Here is a 23,734-nt window from a genome sequence, read left to right as displayed (position 1 = left end):
GTGGTCGAACTTCAAACTGTATGCTATTGGCGCGCTGCCGTGTTCATCAATCATTGGCAACCCAAGGTGGCGGTTGGGGTGCAGGTGGCGGGCATGCGGATGGACTCGGAGCCTTCGGTGGCCGGGCGGCCCGCGCCCACTTCGGCGATCACGCCCGTGCGCAGCCGGGACGACACGTTTTCGGTGCGCACGGCTTCGTCGAAACGGGCCCGGCGCGATTCTTCGATCACGGCGGTCACCGCGCTCAAGGCCCCCACTTCCTGCGGGGTGGAAGGCACGCGGCCGTTGTAGTACACCTGGATTTCGCTGGATTTGCTGGTGCCATCGTAGAAAGGCACGCTGCCCTCCGAACCCCCCAGGTAAACAGCCGACGATCCCGCGCCCGCGCCCTTGGGTCGCACGGTCAGGTAACCCCCGAAGCTGTCGCCCACGTCCACCTGGATCCAGCTGGTGGTGGCCGGCGTGCCGAACTGGTTGATCACAGTGGGCTGCTTCAGCACCAGGGTCAGCGCCGGCACCGAGCTTTCAATGCCCTGGGCATTGATGTAAGGCAGGCGCGCACGGATCTTGGTGCCGGCGTTGGTCGTCAAGCTGTTGGCGGTGAGCTTGACCGCATCAGCCTCGATGCCCGCCGAGTTGATCTGGTTGGCATCCACCCGCACAAAGCTCAGCGGCAAGGTGCCCGAGCCGCTGAAGCGCCCGGTGTTGGTGTCGCCCTCCGGGCCGCTGACGGCTTTCAGGTTGCCCGCGATCTCGTTGGTGGTGTGGTCGATCCGGATGGAGCCACGGTTCACGGCTTGCAGGTCCAGCGTGGAGCCGGCGGCCGTGGTGATCGTGCCGTTGGTCTGCAGGATGGCGGCAGCGGCCTCGTTCACCAACAGGTTGCCGGTGATCAGGCCGGGGCGGCCGCTCAACTCGCTGTCGTTGAACGCGATACCACCGCCAGGGCCCCCGCCCGCCTGCAGGGTCAGCACGCCGCCACCCAGGTTGAGCGAGTCTTCCAGGGTCAACACACCGTCGGTGCTGATGTCGCCACCCAGGCCCAGGTTGACCAGGCCCAGCCGCAGGTTGCCGACGGTGTGCAGGGTAACGGTGGACGCCACCAGGGACAGCACGCCACTGGTCACCACCGGATCGTTGTAAGTCTGCGCGCCACTGGTGCGCATGGCGCTGGCGTCGATCTGCGTGGTGCCGGGGGCATCGGTGGTCAGGCTGGCCAAGGCCGTGGTCGAACCCACATTGCCCTGGAAGCGCGTCAGGCCCGCCGTGTTAACGGTCAAGGCATGGGCCCCATCCACGGTGGACTGCAAGTGGATCTGGCCGGTGCCACTTTGCAGCGTGGTGTCCACGCCCAGGGTCAAGGCGCCGGACTGGATGTCCACCGTGCCGGTGCTGGCGCCGATCACGAGCTGGGTGAAGCCACTGGTCTGGTCCAGCAGGGCCTGGCTGATCAAGAGGTCGCCCCCACCACCCGCGCCGGCCAGGCCGATCGTGGTGGCGGTCAAGGGCAGGATGTTCAGGATGCCCGAGCCGGAGATCGGCCCGCCCGAGGTCAGCGTGTTGGCCACCAGGGTCAGGTTGGCGCCACCGGTGACACCGCCATCGAACTGCTGCGTGTCGCTGCTGAAGGTGGTGTTGCCCGTGTAGGTGACGGCATCGCCGAAGTGCAGCGCACCGGTGGCGCGCACCTGGCTGGCATTGATGGCGGTGCTGCCGCCCGCGTTGGTGCTCAGGCTGGCCAGGGCGGTGGTGCCGCCCACATCACCGTTGAAGGCGGTGGTGCCGGTGGTGTTGACCGTCAGGGCCCGCGCACCATCCACGGTGCTGTTGAACGTCACGTTGCCCGAGGCGCTTTGCACTTGGGTGTTGCGGGCCAGGGTCATCGCGTTGGCGTTGATGGCGCCGGTGCCGTCGGTGCGGCCAATGGTCTGCGAGGTGAAGCCGGTGACTCGGTTCAAGGTGGCCTGCGTGATCTGCAAGGTACCCACGCCACCAGCCAGGCCGATGGCGGTGCCCGCGGCCGTGGGTTGCAGGGTCAGCTCGCCACTGCCCGACAGGTCGCCGCCCAGGCTCAAGGTGTTGGTGGCCAGGGTGAGGTTGGCGCCGCCACTGGCACCGCCGCCCAGCGTGATCGATGGGGCGGTGAAGCTGACGTCGCCGCCATACACCACGGCATCGCCAAAGCTCAAGGCCGTGGTCGCGCTGGCGCTGCTGCCATTGAAGTGCGTGCTGCCCGCCGCGTCGGTGCTCAAGGTGGTCAGGCCGGTGACGTTGCCATTGAAGCTGGTCACGCCTGCGGTGTTGACCGTCAAAGCCTGCGCGCCATCGAGTGCGCCAAAGTTGATGGCGCCCGTGCCGCTTTGCACCGTTGTGTTGGCGCTCAGGGTGGACGCGCCCACGTTGACCGTGCCCGTGCCGTCGGTGCGGCCGATCACGCGCTGCGTGAAGCCCGAGACGGTGTTCAGGTTCACCTGCAGGGCGCCCGCGCCACCGCTCAAGCCGATGGTGGTGCCCACGCTCTTGGGCGCGATGGTGAAGGTGCCCGCGCCCGAGCCGGTCAAGGCCCCGGCCACGTTGATGACGTCGGAGGTCAGGCTCAGGTTGTTGGCGCCGGTGATGTCGCCCGCGAAGTCCAGGGATGAACCATCGAAGACCGCATCGCCACTGAGCACCTGGACATTGCCGCCATAGCTTTGTGCGCCGGTGGTGGTCAGGCCATTGGCGCCGATGAAGCGCACGGTGCCGGTGCCGGTCTTGTCCAGGCCGGTCACGCCGGTGATGGTGCCGTTGAAATCGACCAGGCCCGGCGTGGCGATTGCCAGGGTGTGGCTGGCGCCGATCAGGTTGGCCATGCTGACGCTGTTGGCGCTCAAGGCGGTGTTGGCCGACAGCGTGACTGGGTCGCCATAGACCTGCGCGCCCGAGGTGGTCACTTGCGCGGGCAAGACCGTGCTGCCGCCTGCGGTGGTGGCCAGGCTGGTCAGGGCCGCGGTGCCGCCCACATTGCCATGGAAGGTGGTGGTGCCGCTGTCGTTGACCAACAGGGTGCGTGCGCCATTGACCGTGCCGTTGAAATCGACCGTGTTGGCGGTGACCGTGGTGTTGGCGCCCAGGGTGACCGCGCCACCGTAGCTTTGTGCGCCGGTGGTTCGGATGCTGGCGCCATTGAGGTTGGTGACGCCCGATGTGCTCAAGCTGGTCAGGGCGGTGGTGGCGCCCACGGCGCCCCCGAGGGTGGTCGTGCCCGAGGCGTTGATGGCCAGGGTCTGGCCGCCATCCACTGTGCCGCCAAAGGCGATGTTGGTGCCCGTGAGCGTGTTGTTGGCGCCCAGCAGCGAATTGGCCGCGTAGGTTTGCGTGCCGGTGGTGGTCACGCTGCCGCCATACAGGTAAGACAGGCCCGACCCCACATTGACCGACGCCACGTTGACGGCGTTGAAGAACACCGTGCCGGTGGCCGTGTTGGTGGTCAGGGCATGCGGCCCGGTGACGGTATTTTCAAAGCGCACAAAGGCGCCGCTGGCGTTGAAGTTGCTGACATCACCCAAAGTCACCGCCCCCACGTAAACCTGGGAACCGGTGCTGCTGGCGCCGCCATGGTCAAACTGGGTGGTGCCGGTCACCCTGACCGAGTTCAAGGCCTGGCTGGCACCCACCGCCTGGCCAAAGCGCGCGTTGCCATTGACGGTCAAGGCCTGGCCACCCGCCGAGGCCCCGTTGACGGTGTCATCGAAAGCCACTGCGGTAGACGTCAGGTTGGCGCTGTTGTCCAGCGTCACCGCGTCACCATAGGTTTGCGTGCCACCGATGGTGTCGCCGTTGGTGTCCACGCTGGCGCCAATGCGCGTGGTGCCGCCCGCGTTGGTGGACACGGCCGTCAGCCCCGACAGGCTCGCGTTGATCCTGGTCGTGCCGCCAGTGTTCAGCGCCAGGCTGTGCGCGCCGTTGATGGCCGACAGCACGGTGATGTCGCCCGTGCCGCTGAGCAGGGTCAGGTCGGTCAGCAAGGCGGTGGAGCCCAAAGCCCCACTCGACCCCAGCGTGATGGTGCCTGTGCCATCGGCCCGGCCGACCGTGAGGCTGGAGAAGCTGGAGAACTGGCTGAAGGTGGAGGCGTCCACCACCAACTCGCCGCCCGAACCCGTGCCGGACACCACGATGTCGCGGCCCACCGTGTACGGCGCGATCTGCGCGGCGCCCGAGCCCGACAAGGTGCCGCCAATGAACAAGGCATCCGTGAGCAGGCCGAGGTCGTTCGCCCCGGCGGCCAGGTTGGTGTTGAAGGTCAAGGCGGTGCCGGTGAAGGTGGCGTCGTCCAACAGAATGGCGGACGCACCGTAGTACTGCGCGCCCGAGGTGATCACGTTGTCTTCAACGTAGGTGTTGCCGTTCACGGTCAAGCTGGCCAGGGGCGTGGTGCCGCCCACCGCGCCGATGAAATAGGCGTAGTAAGAGAAGCTGCTGCTGGGCAGGGTGACCGTGAGGTGGTGCGCGCCATTCACCGTGCTGCCAAAGGTGGCGGTGGTGGCGTTCATGTTCACATCGGAGGCCAGGGTGACCGCGCCGTTGTAGCGCTGGAAACCGCCGGTGAAGATGTTGGATGCGGCGATGCGGGTGGGGCCGCCCAGCGTCAGGCTGTTCAAGCGGCTGATGCCCCCGACGTCGCCATTCAAGCGAACGGTGCCCGTGGTCGTGGCCGCGTCGAGGTTGAAGAACCCGTCGACCGTGGTGTCGACCTGGCCGAACACGATGTCGCCCGAGCCGTTGCGCACGTTGAGGCTGCGGTTCAGGGCCGTGCCGCCCGTCATGTTGCCGAAGGTGATGTTGGCGGTGCCATCGGTGCGGCCCACGGTGACGCTGCCAAAGCTGGCGAACTTGCCCAGCAAGGCGCCCGTGACCTGCAGGTCACCGGCGCCGCCAGCCAGGCCAATGGAGGTCGAGGCCAGGCGCCCGGCAATGCTGGCGTTGCCCGCGCCAGTGCTAAGGATGTTGCCCGCCACGCCCAAAGCATCGGCAAACACCGACAGGTTGTGCGCCCCGGCATTGAGGTTGCCGGTGGCCTGCAGGTTGCTGGTGGTGAAGGTGGTGTTGGCGCCCAGGGTGACCGTGGGCGTGGTGTAGGTTTGCGCGCCACTGGTGGTCATGGCGCCGCCATTGAGGTCGACCGACGCGGCGGTCACGCCCAGGCTGGTGAGCGCGGTGTCGCCACCGACGGCACCGTCGAAGCGCGCATTGCCGGCGCCCGCATTGGCCGTCAGCGCTTGCGCGCCATCGACCGTGTCGCGGAAGCGCACGTTGGCGCCATTGCTGTTCACCGTCACCGCGCCACCCAGGGTGACCGGGCCGGTGTAGTCCTGCGCCCCCGTGGTGACGACATTGGCACCCAAGGTGGTCTTGCCCTGCAGGCCCAAGGCGCCCACGCCACCGATCGCGGCGGTGGTCTTGATCGCGTCGGCCGCCGCATTGCTGCTCTTGACCGTCAGGTCGTGCGTGGCACCGGCCACACCGGCCAGGCTCACCTTGGCGGCACCGGCGTCCAGCGTCACGTTGGACGCCAAGGTGGTGGTGTCGCCGTAAGTCTGGTTGCCCGTGCTGGTGACGTCGCCGCCCAGCGTGACCTTGCCCTGCACATCGAGTGCACGGACATTGCTGATGGTGCCGGTGGTCTTGACCGCATCGGCCGCGGCATTCGCGCTCTTGAGCGTGAGGTCATGCGCGCCGCCGCCATCCACGCTGGTCAGCGAGACTTTGCCCGCACCGGCCTCCAGGGAAGTGGTGGCCGCCAGCGTGACCGCGCCACTGTAGGTTTGATTGCCAGACGTTTTGACCAGACTGGTGCTGACCGTGACGGGGCCGTTCAGGTCCACACTGCTCAGGGCGTTGGTGCCGCCGATCAGGTCGTTCAAGCTGATGGTGCCGGTGGTCTGCGCCTCAAGCGCAAAGGCGCCATCCAGCTTGGCGAAGGTGACCGCGCCGCTGGCACTGCGGACCACGGTTTTGGTCGGCAACACGAAGTCGCCAAAGCCGATGGTGTAGGCATTGGCGGCGCTGCCCACCACGATGCTTTGGTAGGTGCTGAACTTATCGAGCAGGGCCTGGCTCAGTTGCAGGGTGTTGGCAGCCACGGGCAGGCCGCCTGCCACGCTGATGCTGCCGGTGTCGGACAGGGGCTCGAAGATGGCATTGGCCGTGCCGGTGGCGGCGCCGGTCAAGGTGATGGTGTCGGCCCGCAGGCCGACGTCGTTGATGCCGGCGGCCAGGCTGGTCAAGCTCAGGCTGTCGCCCTTGAGGGTGACCGGGGCGGCCAAAGTGACGGCGCTGTCGTAAGTTTGGCCGCCCGTGGTGGTGACATCCCCACCCAGCGTGACCTTGCCTTGCACGCTCAGCGCCGCCGTGTTGGTGATGGCACCCGTGGTCTTGACTGCATCGGCCGCCGCGTTGCTGCTGACCAGCGTCAGGTTGTTCGTGCCGCCATCGACCGCCGCCAAGGCAAGCTTGGCCGCGCCTGCGTTCAACTGCGCGTTCGCGCCCAGCGTGGTGGTACCCGTGTAAGTCTGGTTGCCGGTGGTGGTGACGTCTGCCCCCAAAGTGGACTTGCCTTGCACGCTCAGCACCGCCGTGTTGGTGATGGCGCCGGTGGTCTTGATCGCATCGGCCGCTACGTTGCTGCTGAACACCGTCAGGTTGTGCGTGCCGCCATCGACCGCCGCCAAAGCAACCTTGCCCGCGCCCGCGTCCAACTGCGCGTTGGCACCCAAGGTGGTGGTGCCGGTGTAAGTCTGGTTGCCAGTGGTGGTGACGTCTGCGCCCAAGGTGGACTTGCCTTGCACGCTCAGTGCCGCCGTGTTGGTGATGGCACCCGTGGTCTTGATGGCATCGGCCGCCGCGTTGCTGCTGATGACCGTCAGGTCGTGCGTGCCACCATCGACCGAGGTCAGGGACACCTTCGCGGCGCCCGCGTCCAGTTGCGCGTTGGCCGCCAAGGCCACCGGGCCGGTGTAGGTCTGGTTGCCCGTGGTGGTGACGTTGCCGCCCAGCGTGGCCTTGCCCTGCACGCTCAGCACCGCCGTGTTGCTGACGGTGCCACTGGTCGAGATGGCATCGGCCGCCGCGCTGGTGGTCAGCACGGTGAGGTTGTGCCCTCCGCCATCGACCAAGGCCAGCGACACCTTGGACGCGGCCGCGTCCAGTTGCGTGTTGCCGGCCAGCGTGGTCGTGCCGGTGTAGGTTTGGTCACCGATGGTGGTGACGTTGCCGCCCAGGGTCGACTTGCCTTGCACGTTCAAGGCCGCCACGTTGGTGACCGTGCCCGTGGTCTTGATGGCATCCGCCGCCGTGTTGGTGCTGGCCAGGGTCAGGCCCTGCGCCACGCCGTTCACCGCCGCCCCCAGCGACAGCTTGCCCGCGCCCGCGTTCAGCGTGACGGGCGCCAGCGCGCCGGTCAAGTTGATGCCGCCACTGGACAGCGTGCCATCCAGGGTCAGGCCATTGCGGGTGATCACATCCGCCTTCAGGATGATCTGGTCGCCCGCCGTCAACTGCAGGCCGAAGTCACCCGCGTTGGCCGAGGCATCGACGGCCGAGGACACGGTGATGGCCTTGTCGGCGCTCAAGTGCACATTGGCCAGGTCAAGTTGCGCGACCACGGCCCCGGCGGTGATCTTGCTGACGCTGCCAGCACCACCCGCGTTGGCGCTGAAAGAGGCCGCCGTCAGGTCCAGGCCACCGGCGTCACCGCCGATGTCGGGGCCCGCGGCCACGATCTCGATGTTCCTCGGGTCCAGCAGCAAGGTGCCTTTGGCGCCGCCAGCGCCACCGCGCAGATCGGTCTGGCCACGGTAGTCCAGCGTTTCGCGGCCCGAGACCTCGGCCTGACCACCATTGCCACCCAGCGCACCGCCACGTGCAGAAATGCTGCCCAGGAAGCGCGTGTCGCCATCGGCCCAAGCGACCACCTGGCCGCCATCGCCCTGCACCGTGGCATCGGCTTTGATGCTCACATCGCGGCCCACCAGGGTCTGGCTGGCACGGCGGGCGGTGCCCTGTCCGTGGAAGTCGCCACCCAGCTTGACATCACCGCCACCGGCCGCGCCCGAAGCGTTGATGCTGGCGTGCTCGAACAGGCCCACGCGATCGCCCAGGATGCTGACCGAACCACCCCGCTCACCGGCTTGCAGGCCCGACACGTCTACCTGGCCGGTGACCGACGTGACGCCGCTGTCGCCACCATCGATGACCACGCGGCCTTGCTTCATGCCCAGGCTGCGCGCTTGCACCACACCGCTCATGTTGAGCACGGTGTCAGCGAACTGGCCGCGCGCGGCGGCCATCATTTCCACCGAGCCACCATTGGCCTCGATGCGGCCGAGTTGCGCCAGGCGCGCGCCAGCGTCCTTGCCTTCGACTTCGAAGAACAGCAAGCCATCGCCTTCCACATCGACCAGCAGCTTGCTGGCGGCGGCCAGGCCCACTCGGCCGTTCTCGGCCAGGATCTGCCCGGTGTTGATGACCTCGCGGCCGGCCAGCACCACGAAACCATCCTTGGCGGTGATGGTGCCGTCATTGCGCACCACGCCCGCCAGATCGCCGCGCCCATCGGTGGGGTTGGAGGTCAGCAGAATGCGGTTGTTCAAAAAGTCGCCCAGCGACAAGCTCATGGTGGTGGCCAGCAAACTGCCCACGTCCACGCGCGCATGCTCACCAAACACGATGCCGTTGGGGTTGATCAAGAACACCCGGCCATTGGCCTGCAACTGCCCCATGATGAAACTGGCGTCGTAGCCGGTGACCTGCCCCAGGAAGGTCGAGGTAGTCGTCGGTTGCTGGATGACCACCTTGTTGCCCAAACCGATCGAGAAGCTGTCGTACTGAACGTAGGCCTTGTCGCTGCCCTGGTGGATGTTGAGCGTGTTGGCGTTGGGCTGCGTGGTGGTCACATCACCGTAAATCACCTTGCCGGTCGAAGGCAAAGCCGCCGTCTGGGCCATGGCCCCTTCCGACAAGATGAGCAAGGCGGCCGCCGCGGACAAAGGCCGCAAGGCAAAACACCCCCTTTGAGCGAGGCGACGGGCGTGGGTCAAGGTGCTGCGTTTCATGGTCGTCTCTCGCTCAGAAATACTTGGTCATCACCGCATAGGCGCGGGGTGTCTTCTTGGCCGGATCGCTGGTGCCTTCACCATTGAGCGGCCAGGCCAGGTTCAGGCGCAGGGCGAACGATTGCGATCGGTCCCAAATCGCCCCAACGCCAGCGCCGCTGAGCGTGGCCGTGTTGGGCGCGCCCGGCAAGGCGTTGAGCGAAGGCAGGCTGGGATCGTGGCGGAAAGTGGCGTGGCCCACGTCGTAGAAGGCACTGAACACCATCTCGCGCGAAGCGCGGCCAAACCAGGATTCAAAGGGCAAAAATCGCAGCTCGGCGGTGAACAGGTCACCTTCGTCGCCCGTGGCCTCGCCCGGGGCAAAGGCCCGCACGCCGCTCGGGCCACCCAGGCTGAAGCGCTCGGTCGTGTCCAGGTTCTGCAACGAGCGCTGGCCCTTGTAGCGCACGTACAGCAACAGGCGGTTGCTCACCAGATTCTGCAGGCGCGAGTAGCCGGCCGTCACCTTCTGGTAGCGCTGGGGCGTGTCGCTGGGCACGAAGCCCTGCTGGTAGGTCAGATCCCCCTGCAGCACGCTCAGCTCGTAGGTGTTGACGCCGCCCGTCAGCATGTTGTCGCGGAAGTCGCCCACCACGCCCACCTGCAAGTCGTCGCTGCGCTTGCGCGTGTTCAGGCCGATCTCGCGGCGGTCCTCGAACTCCTTGTGCTCAAAGCTGGCCAGCGCGAACACGTTCAGGTTGCGCGAACGCACCAAGGGGTAAAGGCCGAACACATTGGCCGCCGAGGCATCACCATTCAGCCCCACCGGGAACGCTTCCTTGTCGAGCTCATAGCGCACCTTGGAGGCCGACGCGCCCAACTTCAAACCGTCCGAGCCCAAGGGCAGCACATAGCTGACCAGGCCAAAGCCCATGCCGCCGGTGACCGTGGTCATGGCGTTGAGCACCAGGCCGTCGCCACGCCCCAGCGGGCTGGCAAAAGTGCCCACCACATTGAGCCGCCCGGTGCCTGAATAGCGCGAACCATGGCTGTCAAACTCGGCCTTGCCCGAGAAACGGGCCTCGCTTTGCGGCGACACCACCAAGGAGGCGGTGCCCGGATGTCGCCCGGCCCTGACCTCGAACCGGGCGCGGATGCCCTGCAGGTCATTGACCATGAACACCACCCGCTCGACATCGCGCACGCGCAGGATCTCGCCGGGCTTCAGCCGCGCCAGGTAGCGCTCGACCACCTCGCGCTGCACGATCATCTTGTCGGGCCACTGCAGCAACACCTGGTCCAGGCGCCCCTCCATCACGGCAATGCGCACCACCCCATCCTTGGGCGATTGCTCCGGCAGGTAGGCATGGCCCAGGTAATACCCCAGCTCGCGCTGCATGTAGCGCGACACTGCAGCGGCCGCGTCCACCATGTCTTCGTAACTGCGCGCCTTGCCCGCGTAGGGCGCTGTCAGCTTGGCCAGCACATCGCGCGGCACCTCGTTCAGGCCATCGACCTCGTAGGCCGCCACGTCCAGGGTGATGTCATCCACGGGCTTGCCCAGCTCTTTGGGCACGGGGGCGGGGGCGGGCACCTCGGCGGCGCTTTCAACGGGCGACAGGGTGGTTTCACGAACTTGCTGGAGTTGCTGAGCCGAGGGGATCACCCCAGGCGCAGGCTCAACGGGCGCGGCCTGGGACCAGGCTGCCAGAGGTGAAACACACAACACCAGGGCCAGGCCCCGGGATAAAACGCTCGGCAAACGCACAGTTGAGATCCTTCAAAATGTGTACGGGCCATGCTGGCCACCCTCAACGGGCGCCCCGGATCCCACCCAACGGCAGGTTATAACCGTCGCCACCCGTTTACGCACTCCCTAAGCCCTGGGGGGTAGGACACCCAACGTGAACCCCACATCTCCCTTGAAATTCGCGGCGAACCTGTCATGGCTTTACCCTGACCGCCCCTTTCTGGACCGGTTCCAGGCCGCTGCCGACGACGGTTTTCGTGGCGTAGAGTGCTTGTTCCCGCACGAACACCCTGAAAGCGAGATCCGGGCCCGCCTGCGCAATCTGGGCCTTGAACTGGTCCTTTTCAACGCCGCCCCAGGCGATTGGGCCGCAGGCGAACGCGGTCTGGCCTGCCTGGAGGGGCGCGAATCCGACTTCCAATCCAGCGTGCTGGCCGCGCTGGCCCTGGCCCAGCGCCTGGACTGTCCCCGCGTCCACGTGATGGCCGGCCTGTGTTCGGGCGCCGCCCCCGACCAAGATCGGACGCGCGCCCTGGCGATTTACGAACAACGCCTGGCCTGGGCCGCCGAACAGGCCCGCCTGGCCGGCCGCACTCTCCTGATAGAACCCATCAACCCGCGCGACATGCCCGGCTACCTGCTCAACCGCCAGCTTGAAGCCCACGCCTTGGTCCAGCGCATCAACTCGCCCCACCTGCAGGTGCAACTCGACCTGTACCACTGCCAGATCGTGGAGGGCGACATCAGCACGCAGTTGCGCCAGGCCCTGCCCACCGGCCGGGTCGGCCACCTGCAGGTCGCCGCCGTGCCCGACCGGGGCGAACCCGACGCGGGCGAACTGCACTACCCTCACGTCTTTGCCGAATTGCGCGCGCTGCAATGGCCAGGCTGGATCGGCTGCGAATACCGCCCACGCCAAAGCGGCCCGGGCGGCACCTCCGCCGGACTGAACTGGCTGCACGCCGCCACCGCCCTGGCACCCGAAGAAAAAGGCACCCGATGATCCCCAAGATCCCCGCCACCATCACCACCCGCGACGGCCTGGCCCTGGCCACCCGCCACTGGCCTCTGCCCGACAAGGTCGAGCCGCGCGGCGTCGCCCTGCTGGTGCACGGCCTGGGCGAACACGCCGGCCGCTACGAGCACGTGGCCCACCACCTGAACAACTGGGGCTGGGCCGGGGTGGGCTATGACCACCGTGGCCACGGCCGATCACCCGGCGCCCAGGGCCGCCTCGCCCACGGCGATGACCTGCTCTACGACCTGGCCTCGGTGCTGGACACCGTGCGCGCCACCTACCCCGGGCAGCGCCTGCTGCTGATCGGCCACAGCCTGGGCGGCCTGGTCGTCGGCCGCTTCGTGGCCGCCCAAGCCCATCCGCCTGAAGCCGCCCCCTGGGCCCGCCCGGTGGATCTGCTGGTCATGTCATCCCCCGCCCTCGACCCCGGCCTGAGCTGGTTCCAGAAAACCCTGCTGGCCACCTTTGGCAAGCTCACACCCAACCTGGCCGTGCCCAACGGCCTCAAGCCCGAGTGGGTGTGCAGCGACCCGGCCATCGTCAAGGCCTACATCGCCGACCCGCTGGTGCACGACCGCGCCACCGGCCGCTTGAGCCACTTCATCGTCGACGCCGCCGAGCACACCCTGCAGCGCGCCGCACACTGGACCACGCCCACCCTGCTGATCTACGCGGGCGCCGACCGTTGCGTGCGCCCCGCCGGCAGCGCGCGCTTTGCCGCCGCCGCACCGCATGCCGTGGTCACCACGCACGCCTACCCGCGCATGGCCCACGAAATCTTCCACGAGCCCGACCAGGCGCAGGTCTTCGCCGACCTGGCCCGCTGGCTTGACACCTTCGAACCCGAACCCCAATAAAGAGAACATCCCCATGGCGATCAAAGCCACCATCTACAAGGCCCAGCTGCAGCTGGCCAACATGGACCGCAACGTCTACGCCGACCCCGCCCTGACGATCGCGCGCCACCCCTCCGAGGCCGACGAACGCATGATGATCCGCGTGCTGGCGTTAGCACTGGGCTGGCCCGCCAACACGCAGGAAGGCACCATCGAGCTGGCCAAGGACATGTGGGACACCGACGAGCCCGCGCTGTGGCAAAAGAACTACTCGGGCGAGATCCTGCACTGGGTGGACGTGGGCCAGCCCGACGACAAGCGCCTGATGAAGGCCAGCGGCCGCGCCCACCAGGTCAGCCTGTGGGTGTTCCAAAGCAGCACCAAGGTGTGGTGGGACGGCATCGCCACCAAACTGACCCGCGCGCGCAACCTGACGGTATGGCAGGTGCCTTCCGAGCAGAGCCAGGCCCTGGCCAAGTTGGCGCAACGCACGATGCAATTGCAGATCACCGTGCAAGACGGCACCATCTGGGTCAACGATGGCCAGGAGACGGTCGAAGTCACGCCCATCAAGCTGATGGGGCCACCAGAATGAACCCTGCATCTTGATATAACCTAATGTCCGCAATCCCTTAAAAGCGGCCAAGCCATCAACCAGGCAGAGAACCATGTCCACTGACCCTCACATCAGCACAGGCCCCCTCCTCGCCAAGGCAAGCTTGCGGTTTGCCACTGTGTTTCTCGCTGGCGCCTTCGTCGCCTCGCACGCCCAGGCCGTGGGTCGATCCGACCACTCCCCACGCTGCAATGCGCAAGACGAGCTGGTGGCCTGCACTGGGCAAGGCACCGTCAAAGGGGTCGTGGAGCACGACACCGTGGCCTTCAAGGGCATCCCCTATGCCCAGGCCCCGGTGGGAGCGCTGCGCTGGCAGGCACCGGCGGCCCCCACGCGCTGGGCAGGGCTGCGTGACGGATCGCAGTTCGGTCCGGTGTGCCCTCAGTTGGTGGGCAACGAGGTGGTGGGCGATGAAAACTGCCTGACCCTCAATGTGTGGAAGCCCAAGGCGGCCCCGCGCCAACCCAAGCCGGTGATGGTGTTTTTCACCGGGGGCGGCAACCATGCCTTTTCCGGCCAGGGCACGGCTGGCTTCGGTGGCGTGCAGTACAACGGCGAAAAGCTGAACGCCGAAGGCGTGGTGTACGTCAGCTTCAATTACCGGCTCGGCGCGCTGGGTTTTCTGGCCCATCCTGCCCTGAGCGCAGAGCAATCGCGGGGCATCTCAGGCAACTACGGCAGCCTGGACCAAATCGCCATGCTGCGCTGGGTGCAAGACAACATCGCCGCGTTCGGCGGTGATCCGCGCCGGGTCATGGTGTTCGGCACCTCGGCGGGCGGCGGCAACATCTGTGCCCTCCTGACCGCGCCATCGGCCAAGGGCCTCTTCCAACGCGCGGCCATGCAATCCAGCGTGCCAACCGGGTGCGAGCTGCCCACGCTGGCGCAAGCGCAACAAGGCACGGGCGCCCGCGTGGCGCAAGAACTGGGTTGCAGCGCCAGCGCCACGTCGGCCTGCCTGCGCAGCAAGAGCGCGGCCGAGGTGGTCCGGGCCGTGCCCGGCACCTTTGGCGTGCTGCCCCGCTTGTACGGGCCGAATGTGGATGGGCACGTCTTCCCTGACCAGCCCGCCAGGGTCATCGAGCGCGGCGACCACGCGGCCATGCCCGTGATCATTGGCAGCAATGCGCAAGAGACCCTGCAGTTCGTCGATTCCGTGGGGCCCATCACCGACGTGGTGTCCTATGAAGCGGCCATTGGGCGCGTGTTCGGTGAAGGCGCCACCCAGCGCATCCTCGCGGCCTACCCCGTAACCAGCTACCCCTCACCACGGCGAGCCATGGTCCAGCTGACGACCGACGCGCTGTTCACCTGCCAGAGTTGGCGGGTGGCACGCTTGCTGTCACGCCATCAGACAGCGCCGGTTTACCGTTACCTGTTCGCACACGGGCTTAAGAACGACCCCGCACTGAGCGCCCTGGAGTCCGTGCACACCATCGAGCACGTGTTCTTCTTCGCCTGGCAAGGCGCCTACCAGCCCAACGCATCGGACCTGGCCTTGCAGCAAGCCCTGGTGCCCAGGTGGGCCCGACTGGCCCGCACCGGCCACCTGCCTCACGCGGGCAGCCTGGCCTGGCCGCCCGCCGGGCCGGGTGACCGCTTCCTCTGGCTGGACGCCGGCCCTGAAGTGCGGGCGGGCGATGCCGATGCACAGTGTCCGTTCTGGGACACCGTGCCCCTGCCCCAACCTCACCTCTGACCAAGGACCGCGCCATGCCATCCAAAGAACCGCCCCCGACCTGCGCGTCCCGCAGAAGGCTTCTTCAAGGCTCAGCACTCGCCTGGCTGGCCACGCCTTGGTCGGCACTGGCCACCGATCCCAAACCCGTGCTACTGGGCATCGATGCCGAGTTCGGGCTGCTCAACAGCACTTCGGCCCAGGCCGTTGAACTGGGCGTTCGGATCGCCGTCGACCAAATCAACGCACAAGGCGGCGTGTTGGGCGGGCGCCCTCTGCAAATCGTCACCAAAGACCACCGCTCCATCCCGGCTCGGGGCATCCGCAACATCACCGAACTGGCCGCCTTGCCCGACCTGGTGGCCGTGTTCGGTGGGCGATTCAGCCCCGTCGTGATCGAAGAGTTGCCCACCCTGAAGGCCGCCAAGGTGCCCTTCCTGGCGGTGTGGTCGGCCGCCGATGCCATCGTCGACAACGGCAGCACGCCCAACTACGCGTTTCGCCTGTCCTTGCGCGACAGCCTGGCCATGCCATTCATGCTGGACAAGATCCGCGAGCGCAAGCTTGAGCGCGTCGGGCTGCTGCTCACCAACACCTCGTGGGGCCGCAGCAACCTGGCGGCCGTTGAAAAATACGTTGGCAAGCACGCCTCACCCAAGGTGGTCGGCACAGCCTGGTACAACTGGCTGGAACGCAGCCTGATCGACCAATACCTCAAGCTGCAGGCCGCCCAAGCCCAAGCGATCCTGCTGGTGGCCAATGACGACGAGGCCGCCGTGCTGGTCAATGAGATCGCCGCCCTGCCTGCCGACAAGCGCGTGCCGATTTACAGCCACTGGGGCATCACCGGCGGCAAATTCTTCCAACAGGCGGGCGCCTCGCTCAAGGTGGTCGACTTCAACGTGATTCAAACTTTCAGCTTCTTCCAGGCCAACAAGCCCGCGCTGGCCAAGTTCATGGCCACCGCAGCCAAGTTCGGCATTCAGCGGATCGAAGACATCGAAAGCCCGGTGGGCACCGCCCACGCCTATGACATGACCCACATCTTGGCCAAGGCGATCGCCCTGGCCGGCAGCACCGACCGGACGGCCATCCGTGACGCCCTTGAGAAGGTGCAGGTGCACGAAGGCCTGGTCAAGCGCTATGCACCGCCCTTCACCCCCAGTCGGCACGAGGCATTGGGGACCAACGAACTGCGCATGGCTCGGTTCACCGATGCTGGCGTGATTGTCCCGTCTGACCAGTGAGATGAAACTTTTGGGCAGTCGGTGGACACGCTGGTTTCCAAGCCGCCTGGCGCACCGGTTCGCCCTGGTGGCGGCCGCGCTGGCCGCGGTCGCGTTGGTGGTCACCACCTTGGCCTCCTGGTGGCTGATCAACGAACAACACGACCAGGCCTTGAAGGCCCTGACCGCCAACGAAAGGCAATTCCGAGCCGCCACCGTTGGCGCGGACTTGAACGCCTTGGCCAGCCGCATGACCGAGATTGCCGCCAGCACCATCCTGGCCACAGGTTTGGTTGACAGCATCGGCCGGGAGACCTACCTGGGGCCGTTCCTGGACAGCATCCGCCAGATCAACGGCATCCGTGTGCAAGTGATGTTCACGGATTTCCAGGGCAACGAAATTGCCAGCAACTCGGGCGCCCGCTTTTCACCGGAACAGCTGGCCTGGCTGCGAGGCCACCTGGAAACCGGGCAGGCCGTGGCACGGGTCTTTACCTCGCCCCAGGGCAACGAGCTGGTCGCCATCGAACCACTGGTGTACCCGCGCACCAGCTCGCCCGAAGGTGCGGTGTTCTACAAGGTGGACCTGAGCCACATCAAAGCGGGACCCGGCATGAGCCTGGCATGGGGGACCGACCAGCCCCACCCCAAGGACGACACCCCGGACACGCTGGTGCCGAGCCCCAAGGTGTTCGAGCCTTTGCGCCTTCGGCTCCATAGCCAGCTGTCAGGCCCCGATGTCGGCATGAAGCTGCAAGTGCCCTACCTGCACATCTGGCTGATTTCCCTGACCTTGTTCAGTGCCGTGGTGCTGGTCGGCATGTTGCTGGCCCGACTGCTCACCCTCGACCTCCAGCGCCTGGAAGCATTTTCCCGCCAGCTGTTTGGCAGCGGATTGAGAACCGAACGCGCGCCCGAGGGCGGCAGCCACGAAGTGGCCAGCCTGGCCCAGTCCATCAACGACATGCTGGACCGACTTCACGAGCAACACGCCGACCTGCTGCGCGAGCGCGAGAAGCTCACGGCCCTCACCGAAGTGCTTCAAGCGGCCGACCGCAACAAAGACAACTTCCTGGCCATGCTGGGCCATGAGTTGCGCAACCCCTTGTCGCCCATCCGTGCCGGGGCCGAGTTGCTGCGCCGCATCCCCGACACCGATCCCCGCGTGCTGCGCACCTGCGAGATGATCAGCCGACAAGTCGGCCACATGACCAAGATCATCAACGACCTGCTGGACGTGTCACGGGTCACCCGGGGCATGGTCACGCTGGAGAACACTGAACTCGAGTTGGCGGAAATCATCTCTGGCGCGGTCGAACAAGTGAGGCCCTTGATGGAGGCCCGGCAACACCACCTGACCGTGACGGTGGCGCCTGAACCCATCACGGTGATGGCCGACCGCGCCAGGCTGATCCAGGTCCTCAGCAACTTGCTGGCAAACGCCGCCAATTACACCAAGCCAGGCGGCCAGGTTTGGGTGGAAGTGACCGCCAGCCCCACCGAAGCCGTGATCAAGGTACAGGACAACGGCGTCGGCATTGCCCCCGACCTGATGCCCGAAATTTTCGATTTGTTCACGCAAGGCAAGCGGGCGTCGGATCGACGCGAAGGCGGCCTGGGGCTGGGCCTGGCTTTGGTCAAGCACCTGGTGGCCCTGCATGGTGGCACCGTGGCCGCCGCCAGCCCAGGCATGGGCCAAGGCGCCGTCTTCACCGTTCGCCTGCCACGGCTGGCTGCATCGCAAGCCATCGCGCCCACAGCGATGCCGGTGGCTGCCACCACCGTTGGCAAGCTGCGCATCCTGGTGGTCGACGACAACGTGGACGCTGCGCACAGCCTGGCCCAGGTGCTCTCGCTCGATGGGCACAGCGTGGAGGTCAGCCACGATGGTCCCTCGGCGCTGGCCCTGGCCCGCACCTCGTCCTTTGACGCCTTCATCCTGGACATCGGCCTGCCAGGCATGGCCGGCACCGAGCTGGCGCGCAGGCTGCGAACCCTGCCATCGGGCGAGGATGCCCTGCTCATTGCGCTCACTGGCTATGGCCAAGTGTCGGATCGACAAAAATCAGCCGAAGCCAGCTTTGACCACCACCTGGTCAAACCGGCGGACTGCGACGCCTTGCAGCGCCTGCTGGGCGACTGGGCCCACGCCCGCCAACCCTGAAACCGCCGCTCAAGCAGCCTCTCGCAAGGCCCGCCGCAAAATCTTTCCCACCGCAGTTTTGGGCAACTCCGATCGAAAGTCCACCACCTTGGGCCGCTTGTAGCCGGTCAGGTGCTGGGCGCAGTAGTCACGCACTTGCTGCTCGGTCACAGCCAGGTTCTGGCGCACGATGACCAGTTTCACGGCCTCGCCCGAATGCTCGTCCGGGATGCCCACCGCGGCGCATTCCACAATGCCCGGCATCTGCGTGACCACGTCTTCCACCTCGTTGGGGTAGACGTTGAAACCCGACACCAGGATCATGTCCTTCTTGCGATCGACGATCTTGACGTAGCCGCGTTCATCAATGGTGGCGATGTCGCCGGTGCGGAAAAAACCCTGGGCCGTCATCACCTGGGCGGTTTCGTCAGGCCGTTGCCAGTAGCCCGCCATCACCTGCGGACCGCGCACCGCCAACTCGCCCGGCTGGCCCAGCGGCACCTCGTGCCCCTCATCGTCCAGCACGCACACCTCGGTCGATGGCAGGGGCAGGCCAATGGTGCCGGAGTAAGTCGTGTTGGTCACTGGGTTGCAGGTCACCGAAGGCGAGGTCTCGGACAGTCCGTAGCCTTCGAACACCGCACAACCGGTCTTGTCCTTCCACAGCTTGGCCGTGGCCTGCTGCACCGCCATGCCGCCGCCCACCGACAAGCGCAGGTGGCTCCAGTCAACCTTGTGAAAATCGGGGTGGCGGGCCAGTGCCCCAAACAGCGTGTTGACTGCCGGGAAGCTGTGAAAGCGGTGCTTGGCCAGCTCCTTCAAGGTGGCAGCCAGGTCGCGAGGATTGGGGATCAGGATGTTGCAGACGCCCAGGCGCAGGCCCACCATCATGCTCACCGTGAAACCGAAGATGTGGTACAGCGGCAAGGCGCACACCGTGGTGAGTTGCTCGCCTTCGGGCAACTGCTTCCACATCGGCGCGTTCCAGGCTTCGGACTGCAGCAGGTTGGCGATGATGTTGCGGTGCATCAGCATCGCGCCCTTGCTGACCCCCGTGGTGCCGCCGGTGTACTGCAGCACCGCGATGTCGTCCGGGCCGGGCCGGGCGGGCTGGTAAGCGCGATCACGCCCCTTCGCCAAGGCCGCGTTGAAGCGCACTGCCCCGGGCAAGGAAAACCTCGGCACCAGCTTTCGCACCCGGCGCACCACGTGGTTCACCAGCGTGCCCTTGAGCGGCCCCAGCAGGTCGCCCATGCTGGCCAGCACCACGTGCTTGACCGGCGTCTGCGCGATCACCGCCTGCAAGGTGGCGGCGAAGTTCTCGACGATGACGATGGCCTGGCTGCCCGAGTCCTTGAGCTGGTGCTCCAGCTCGCGCGGCGTGTACAGCGGGTTGACATTGACCACCACGAAACCGGCCCGCAGGATGGCCGTGACCACCACCGGGTACTGCGGCACATTGGGCATCATCACCGCCACGCGCGCACCAGCGGGCAAGTCCAGGCCCTGCAAATAAGCAGCGAAGGCCTGCGAGGCCCGGTCGATCTGGTCGAAGGTCCAGGTCCGGCCCATGAACTTGTAGGCCGACTTGTCGCGGTGGGCGGCGAAGCCCTCGTCCATCAACTCCACCAGTGAGTGGTACACGGAGGGGTCGATCTCGTGTGGCACCCCGGTGGGGTAGTGCCTGAGCCAGATTTTGTCCATGGCGGCGGAAGGTTCCTCGTGACTTTTCGTTGTGGCCACATTCTTCTACGGAACTTCCACCCCCCGACTCAGGGGATGCCCCCAATCAAACGGCCCCCTTAAGCCAATTTTTTAGGACATCTCAAGCCAGCACGGCGGCCATGGCCTCGGCCACGCGGTCAACGTTGTCGGCGTTCAAACCGGCCACGCACATGCGGCCGGACCGCAGCACGTAAACCCCGTGCACTTCGCGCAGGGTGTCGGCCTGCTGGGCGCTCAGGCCGGTGTAGCTGAACATGCCGCGCTGGTCCAGAAAGTACTGGAAATCGCGGCCCGGCAAGCGCGTCACCAGGCCAGCGTGCAAACGCTGGCGCATGGCCTGGATGCGGGTGCGCATGGCACCCAGCTCGTCCGACCACACCTGGCGCAAAGCGGGCGTTTGCAGCACACGCGCCACGATCTGGCTGCCAAGCGTTGGTGGGCTGGAATAGTTGCGGCGCACCGCCGACATCAACTGGCCCAGCACACGCTCGGCCTGCGCTTTGTCGGGGCAGGCCACGCTCAGGCCGCCCACGCGTTCGCCGTACAGCGAGAAGCTCTTGGAAAACGAGTTGGCCACGAAGAAGCTCACGCCCGCATCGGCCAGGGCGCGGATCGCGTGCGCGTCTTCGTCAATGCCGTCGCCAAAGCCTTGGTAGGCGATGTCCAGGTAGGGCAGCAGCTGGCGGCTTTTCAACACCGGGATCAACTGCGCCCATTGCGCGGTGCTCAGGTCCACGCCGGTGGGGTTGTGGCAGCAGGCGTGCATCAGCACGATGCTGTGGGCGGGCAGGTCGCTGATCGTGGCCAACAGGCCCTCGAAGTTCAAGCCGCCCGTGGCCGCGTCGTAATACGGGTAGGTGTTGACCTTGAAGCCCGCGCCCTCGAACATGGCGCGGTGGTTGTCCCAGGTCGGGTCGCTCACCCACACTTGCGAATCCGGAAAATAGCGTTTCAGGAAATCGCCGCCCACCTTCAAACCGCCTGAGCCGCCAATCGTCTGCAAGGTGGCGATCCGGCCGCTTTTGACAGCCTCATGGTCGGCGCCGAACAGCAGGTGTTGCACGGCCTCGCGGTAGTTGCTGGCGCCCACCATCGGCAAGTAGGGCTTGGGGCCCACGGTGGCCAACATGGCGCTTTCAGCTTCGCGCACCGCAGCCATCACGGGCAGCTTGCCAGCATCGTCAAAGTAGATGCCGATGCTGAGGTTGATCTTGTCGGCGCGTGGGTCTTTCTGGAAGTCCTCGTTCAGCGTGAGGATGGGGTCGCCCGGGTAGGCGTCAACGTGTTGGAACATGGTGTCGAGGATCTTTCGTCAGTCAATCATTCACTCAATCAAGCGAGTGCTTTTTCAATGTCGTCGCGCAGGCTCTTGGGGGTGTCGGTGGGGGCGTAGCGGCCCAGCACCACGCCGTCGCGGTTCACCAGGAACTTGGTGAAATTCCACTTGATGGACTTAGTGCCCAGGATGCCGGGCGCCTCGCGCGTCAGCCACTGGTACAGCGGATGGGCCTCGGCCCCGTTGACGTCGATCTTGGCCATCACCGGAAAGCTCACGCCGTAGTTCAGCTGGCAGAACGAAGCAATCTCAGTGTTGGCGCCAGGGTCTTGTCCGCCGAACTGGTTGCACGGAAAACCCAGCACCGTCAAACCTTGGTCTGCGTGGTCTTTCCACAGCTGTTCCAGCCCTTCAAACTGTGGCGTAAAACCACACTTGCTGGCAGTGTTCACAATCAGCAGCACGCGGCCGCGATACTGCTCCAACTTCACGGGAACGCCGTCCGTGGAAAGCGCCTCAAATTCGTAGATGGATTGGGTCATGATGGCCAAGAACTTTCTCAAAGTACCTACACATGAAGCGTCCATTCTGACATCATGAGTTCCTAGCTGTATCCCTTTGCTCGCCAGAGACAGGTGAGTATCCGCACCCACGGTGCCGAGAGGAAAACGCCATGCCCCAAAACACCATTGAGGCCGACCTGCCAGTCGCGACTGAGCAAGGCCTGCCCATGAGACAAGTCCAAGCCGCCTTGCAGCGCGCGCAAGCCACCAACCAGGAACTGGCCTTGCTGGCCGACCGGGTCAGTGACGCGGTGATGATCTGCGATGCACAGCGTTGCATACGGTGGGTCAATCCCAGCTTTTCAAGGCTGACCGGCTTTTCCTTGTCGGAAAGCCTGGACCAGCAGCCCGAAGAGTTGCTCAGCGGCCCGCACACCGAGGCGGCCCTGATCACCCGCATCAACCAGACGCTGGCCCAGGGCCACGCCGTTGAAAACCTCGAAATCTGCCACCACCGCAAGGATGGCGAGCCTTTCTGGGTGGCGCGCACCGTGCACCCCCTGCCCGACGCCGACGGCCAGGTCACCCGCTACATCGAGTTGATGCGCGACGTCAGCGCCCAGCGCCGTGGCGAGGCCGAACACACGCGCCGCCTGCAGGCTGAGCTCACCTTGGTGGCCAAGGCCGATTTCCTGGCCCGCATGGGGCACAGCATGCGCTCGCCCCTGAACGCCATCATGGGCTTTTCGCAGTTGCTGGACATGCAGGACCAAACGGGCATGCCCGAATCCCTGCAGCGCCAGTTGGGCCACATCCGCACAGCCGGCCAACAGTTGTTGAGCCTTCTGGACCAGGCCCTCGAGTTCGCCCGCCTGGACGAGCCCTCGGTCACCCTGCGGCCCCAGCGCCTGGCCATGACGGGTCTGCTGCGTGAGGTCTGCGCTGCCCAAGAAGCGCTGGCCCGCAAACACAACGTGACCGTGGTGGTTGATTGCGCGCCGCACACCGTCTGGGCCGACCCCCAGCCCACCAAAGACATCCTGGTGCAACTGCTGAACAACGCCATCCGCGTCAGCCCCGCCGGCTCGACCGTGTGGTTGCGCGCCCGTGAAGTGGCCGAAGAGCGCATGGGCATTGTTGAAGTGCGTGACCAGGGCGCCGGCATTGACCAAAGCGACCTGCCCAAGCTGTTCCACCCCTTCACCCGACTGGACCGCGCCACCGAAGCCGACAGCTCCGAGGGCCACGGCCTGGGCCTGGCGGTCGCGCAGCGCATGGCCGCGCTGATGCACGGCCGCATCGAGGTGCACAGCACCTTGGGCGAAGGCAGCGTGTTCGGCCTGAAGCTGCCACTGGCCGAGCGCACCCACACCACCACGCCCACCAGCGCCCGCCCCTCCGAGCCTTTGGTGATGCTGCCGCCTTTGCGCGTGGTGCACATCGAGGACAACGCTCTGAACCGCAGTCTGGTCGAGGCCCTGTTCGCCACGTATCCGCAGGTGCGCTTGCTGTCGGCTGACACGGCCGCCGATGGACTGGCTTGCATCGAATCCATGCAGCCGGATGTGGCCTTGGTCGACATCAACTTGCCGGATGGCAGCGGTTTGGACTTGTGCCGCCAGTTGCGGGCCAAGGCGGCGTTCAAGAAGCTGCCTTTGATTGCCTTGAGTGGGGACGCTTTGCCTGATCACATTGCGCGGGCGTTGCAGGCTGGGTTTAACCAGTATCTGGTGAAACCTTTGCAGATCAACCGGCTGTTGACGATTTTGGCGGCTCTGCCAAGCACGCAGGCGGCGCCACCGTTGAACTCCTGAATTTGCGCGCTTGACGGTTAGCGCGGGGCGAGGGCTGGGCGGGTATCCGTCAGGGCTTCAGGTTGGTGGTCCCGC

General features: G+C 66.0%; 12 protein-coding genes. 7 read left to right on the top strand and 5 right to left on the bottom strand.

Annotated features, from left to right (window positions below; translation table 11 throughout):
• Window positions 1–50: 50 nt before the first annotated feature.
• The gene (locus PSV38_RS02440) at window positions 51–9,095 is read right to left on the bottom strand and encodes a filamentous hemagglutinin N-terminal domain-containing protein (RefSeq protein ID WP_300544456.1); all 9,045 of its coding nucleotides are present in this window, start codon (window positions 9,093–9,095) and stop codon (window positions 51–53) included.
• A 13-nt stretch (window positions 9,096–9,108) separates the two neighbouring features.
• Window positions 9,109–10,842 (bottom strand): ShlB/FhaC/HecB family hemolysin secretion/activation protein, encoded by a 1,734-nt coding sequence (locus PSV38_RS02435; RefSeq protein WP_300544454.1) that lies wholly within the window; start codon window positions 10,840–10,842, stop codon window positions 9,109–9,111.
• A 136-nt stretch (window positions 10,843–10,978) separates the two neighbouring features.
• On the opposite strand from PSV38_RS02435, the gene otnI reads away from it, so the two are divergent.
• The 6 genes from otnI to PSV38_RS02405 all read left to right on the top strand — a co-directional run bounded on the left by otnI (window position 10,979) and on the right by PSV38_RS02405 (window position 18,362).
• On the top strand, window positions 10,979–11,827 hold the full coding sequence (gene otnI / locus PSV38_RS02430; protein ID WP_300544452.1) for a 2-oxo-tetronate isomerase: 849 nt from the start codon (window positions 10,979–10,981) through the stop codon (window positions 11,825–11,827).
• Window positions 11,824–12,699, top strand: coding sequence for an alpha/beta hydrolase (locus tag PSV38_RS02425; RefSeq protein WP_300544449.1), 876 nt, complete (start codon window positions 11,824–11,826; stop codon window positions 12,697–12,699). Before otnI ends, PSV38_RS02425 begins: the two co-directional genes overlap by 4 nt.
• Window positions 12,700–12,712: 13 nt before the next feature.
• Entirely contained in the window at window positions 12,713–13,273 is a 561-nt protein-coding gene (locus tag PSV38_RS02420; RefSeq protein ID WP_300544446.1) for a YaeQ family protein, read from the top strand.
• Window positions 13,274–13,346: 73 nt separating this feature from the next.
• Complete coding sequence (locus PSV38_RS02415; RefSeq protein WP_300544444.1) at window positions 13,347–14,993, top strand: carboxylesterase family protein; 1,647 nt, start codon at window positions 13,347–13,349, stop codon at window positions 14,991–14,993.
• 14 nt (window positions 14,994–15,007) lie between these two features.
• Window positions 15,008–16,219: an ABC transporter substrate-binding protein gene (locus PSV38_RS02410; protein WP_300544441.1), complete on the top strand. Its 1,212-nt coding sequence runs from the start codon at window positions 15,008–15,010 to the stop codon at window positions 16,217–16,219.
• Between the two features lies 1 nt (window position 16,220).
• Window positions 16,221–18,362, top strand: a complete 2,142-nt coding sequence (locus PSV38_RS02405) for an ATP-binding protein (RefSeq protein ID WP_300544439.1) — start codon at window positions 16,221–16,223, stop codon at window positions 18,360–18,362.
• A 9-nt stretch (window positions 18,363–18,371) separates the two neighbouring features.
• On the opposite strand, the gene PSV38_RS02400 is transcribed toward PSV38_RS02405, so the two are convergent.
• The 3 genes from PSV38_RS02400 to PSV38_RS02390 all read right to left on the bottom strand — a co-directional run bounded on the left by PSV38_RS02400 (window position 18,372) and on the right by PSV38_RS02390 (window position 21,884).
• The gene (locus PSV38_RS02400; protein WP_300544437.1) at window positions 18,372–20,045 is read right to left on the bottom strand and encodes a long-chain-fatty-acid--CoA ligase; all 1,674 of its coding nucleotides are present in this window, start codon (window positions 20,043–20,045) and stop codon (window positions 18,372–18,374) included.
• 121 nt (window positions 20,046–20,166) lie between these two features.
• Window positions 20,167–21,360 carry an amino acid aminotransferase gene (locus tag PSV38_RS02395; RefSeq protein WP_300544435.1) on the bottom strand — a complete coding sequence of 398 codons (1,194 nt, stop codon included), beginning with the start codon at window positions 21,358–21,360 and terminating at the stop codon, window positions 20,167–20,169.
• 38 nt (window positions 21,361–21,398) lie between these two features.
• A complete protein-coding gene (locus PSV38_RS02390; RefSeq protein ID WP_300544433.1) occupies window positions 21,399–21,884 on the bottom strand; it encodes a glutathione peroxidase in 486 nt (161 codons plus the stop codon).
• Window positions 21,885–22,015: 131 nt separating this feature from the next.
• On the opposite strand from PSV38_RS02390, the gene PSV38_RS02385 reads away from it, so the two are divergent.
• Window positions 22,016–23,659: an ATP-binding protein gene (locus tag PSV38_RS02385; RefSeq protein WP_300544431.1), complete on the top strand. Its 1,644-nt coding sequence runs from the start codon at window positions 22,016–22,018 to the stop codon at window positions 23,657–23,659.
• Window positions 23,660–23,734 lie beyond the last annotated feature (75 nt).

Origin of the sequence: Aquabacterium sp., assembly GCF_029946005.1 — a bacterium.
Taxonomy (GTDB): Bacteria; Pseudomonadota; Gammaproteobacteria; order Burkholderiales; family Burkholderiaceae_C; genus Aquabacterium.
This window is presented reverse-complemented; position numbering and strand designations above follow the sequence as displayed.

What these genes read in the sequence shown, in the direction of transcription:
- PSV38_RS02440 (WP_300544456.1), bottom strand. Translation starts at nt 9,095, where the DNA reads ATGAAACGCAGCACCTTGACCCACGCCCGTCGCCTCGCTCAAAGGGGG.
- PSV38_RS02425 (WP_300544449.1), top strand. Translation starts at nt 11,824, where the DNA reads ATGATCCCCAAGATCCCCGCCACCATCACCACCCGCGACGGCCTGGCC.
- PSV38_RS02420 (WP_300544446.1), top strand. Translation starts at nt 12,713, where the DNA reads ATGGCGATCAAAGCCACCATCTACAAGGCCCAGCTGCAGCTGGCCAAC.
- PSV38_RS02415 (WP_300544444.1), top strand. Translation starts at nt 13,347, where the DNA reads ATGTCCACTGACCCTCACATCAGCACAGGCCCCCTCCTCGCCAAGGCA.
- PSV38_RS02410 (WP_300544441.1), top strand. Translation starts at nt 15,008, where the DNA reads ATGCCATCCAAAGAACCGCCCCCGACCTGCGCGTCCCGCAGAAGGCTT.
- PSV38_RS02405 (WP_300544439.1), top strand. Translation starts at nt 16,221, where the DNA reads ATGAAACTTTTGGGCAGTCGGTGGACACGCTGGTTTCCAAGCCGCCTG.
- PSV38_RS02400 (WP_300544437.1), bottom strand. Translation starts at nt 20,045, where the DNA reads ATGGACAAAATCTGGCTCAGGCACTACCCCACCGGGGTGCCACACGAG.
- PSV38_RS02395 (WP_300544435.1), bottom strand. Translation starts at nt 21,360, where the DNA reads ATGTTCCAACACGTTGACGCCTACCCGGGCGACCCCATCCTCACGCTG.
- PSV38_RS02390 (WP_300544433.1), bottom strand. Translation starts at nt 21,884, where the DNA reads ATGACCCAATCCATCTACGAATTTGAGGCGCTTTCCACGGACGGCGTT.
- PSV38_RS02385 (WP_300544431.1), top strand. Translation starts at nt 22,016, where the DNA reads ATGCCCCAAAACACCATTGAGGCCGACCTGCCAGTCGCGACTGAGCAA.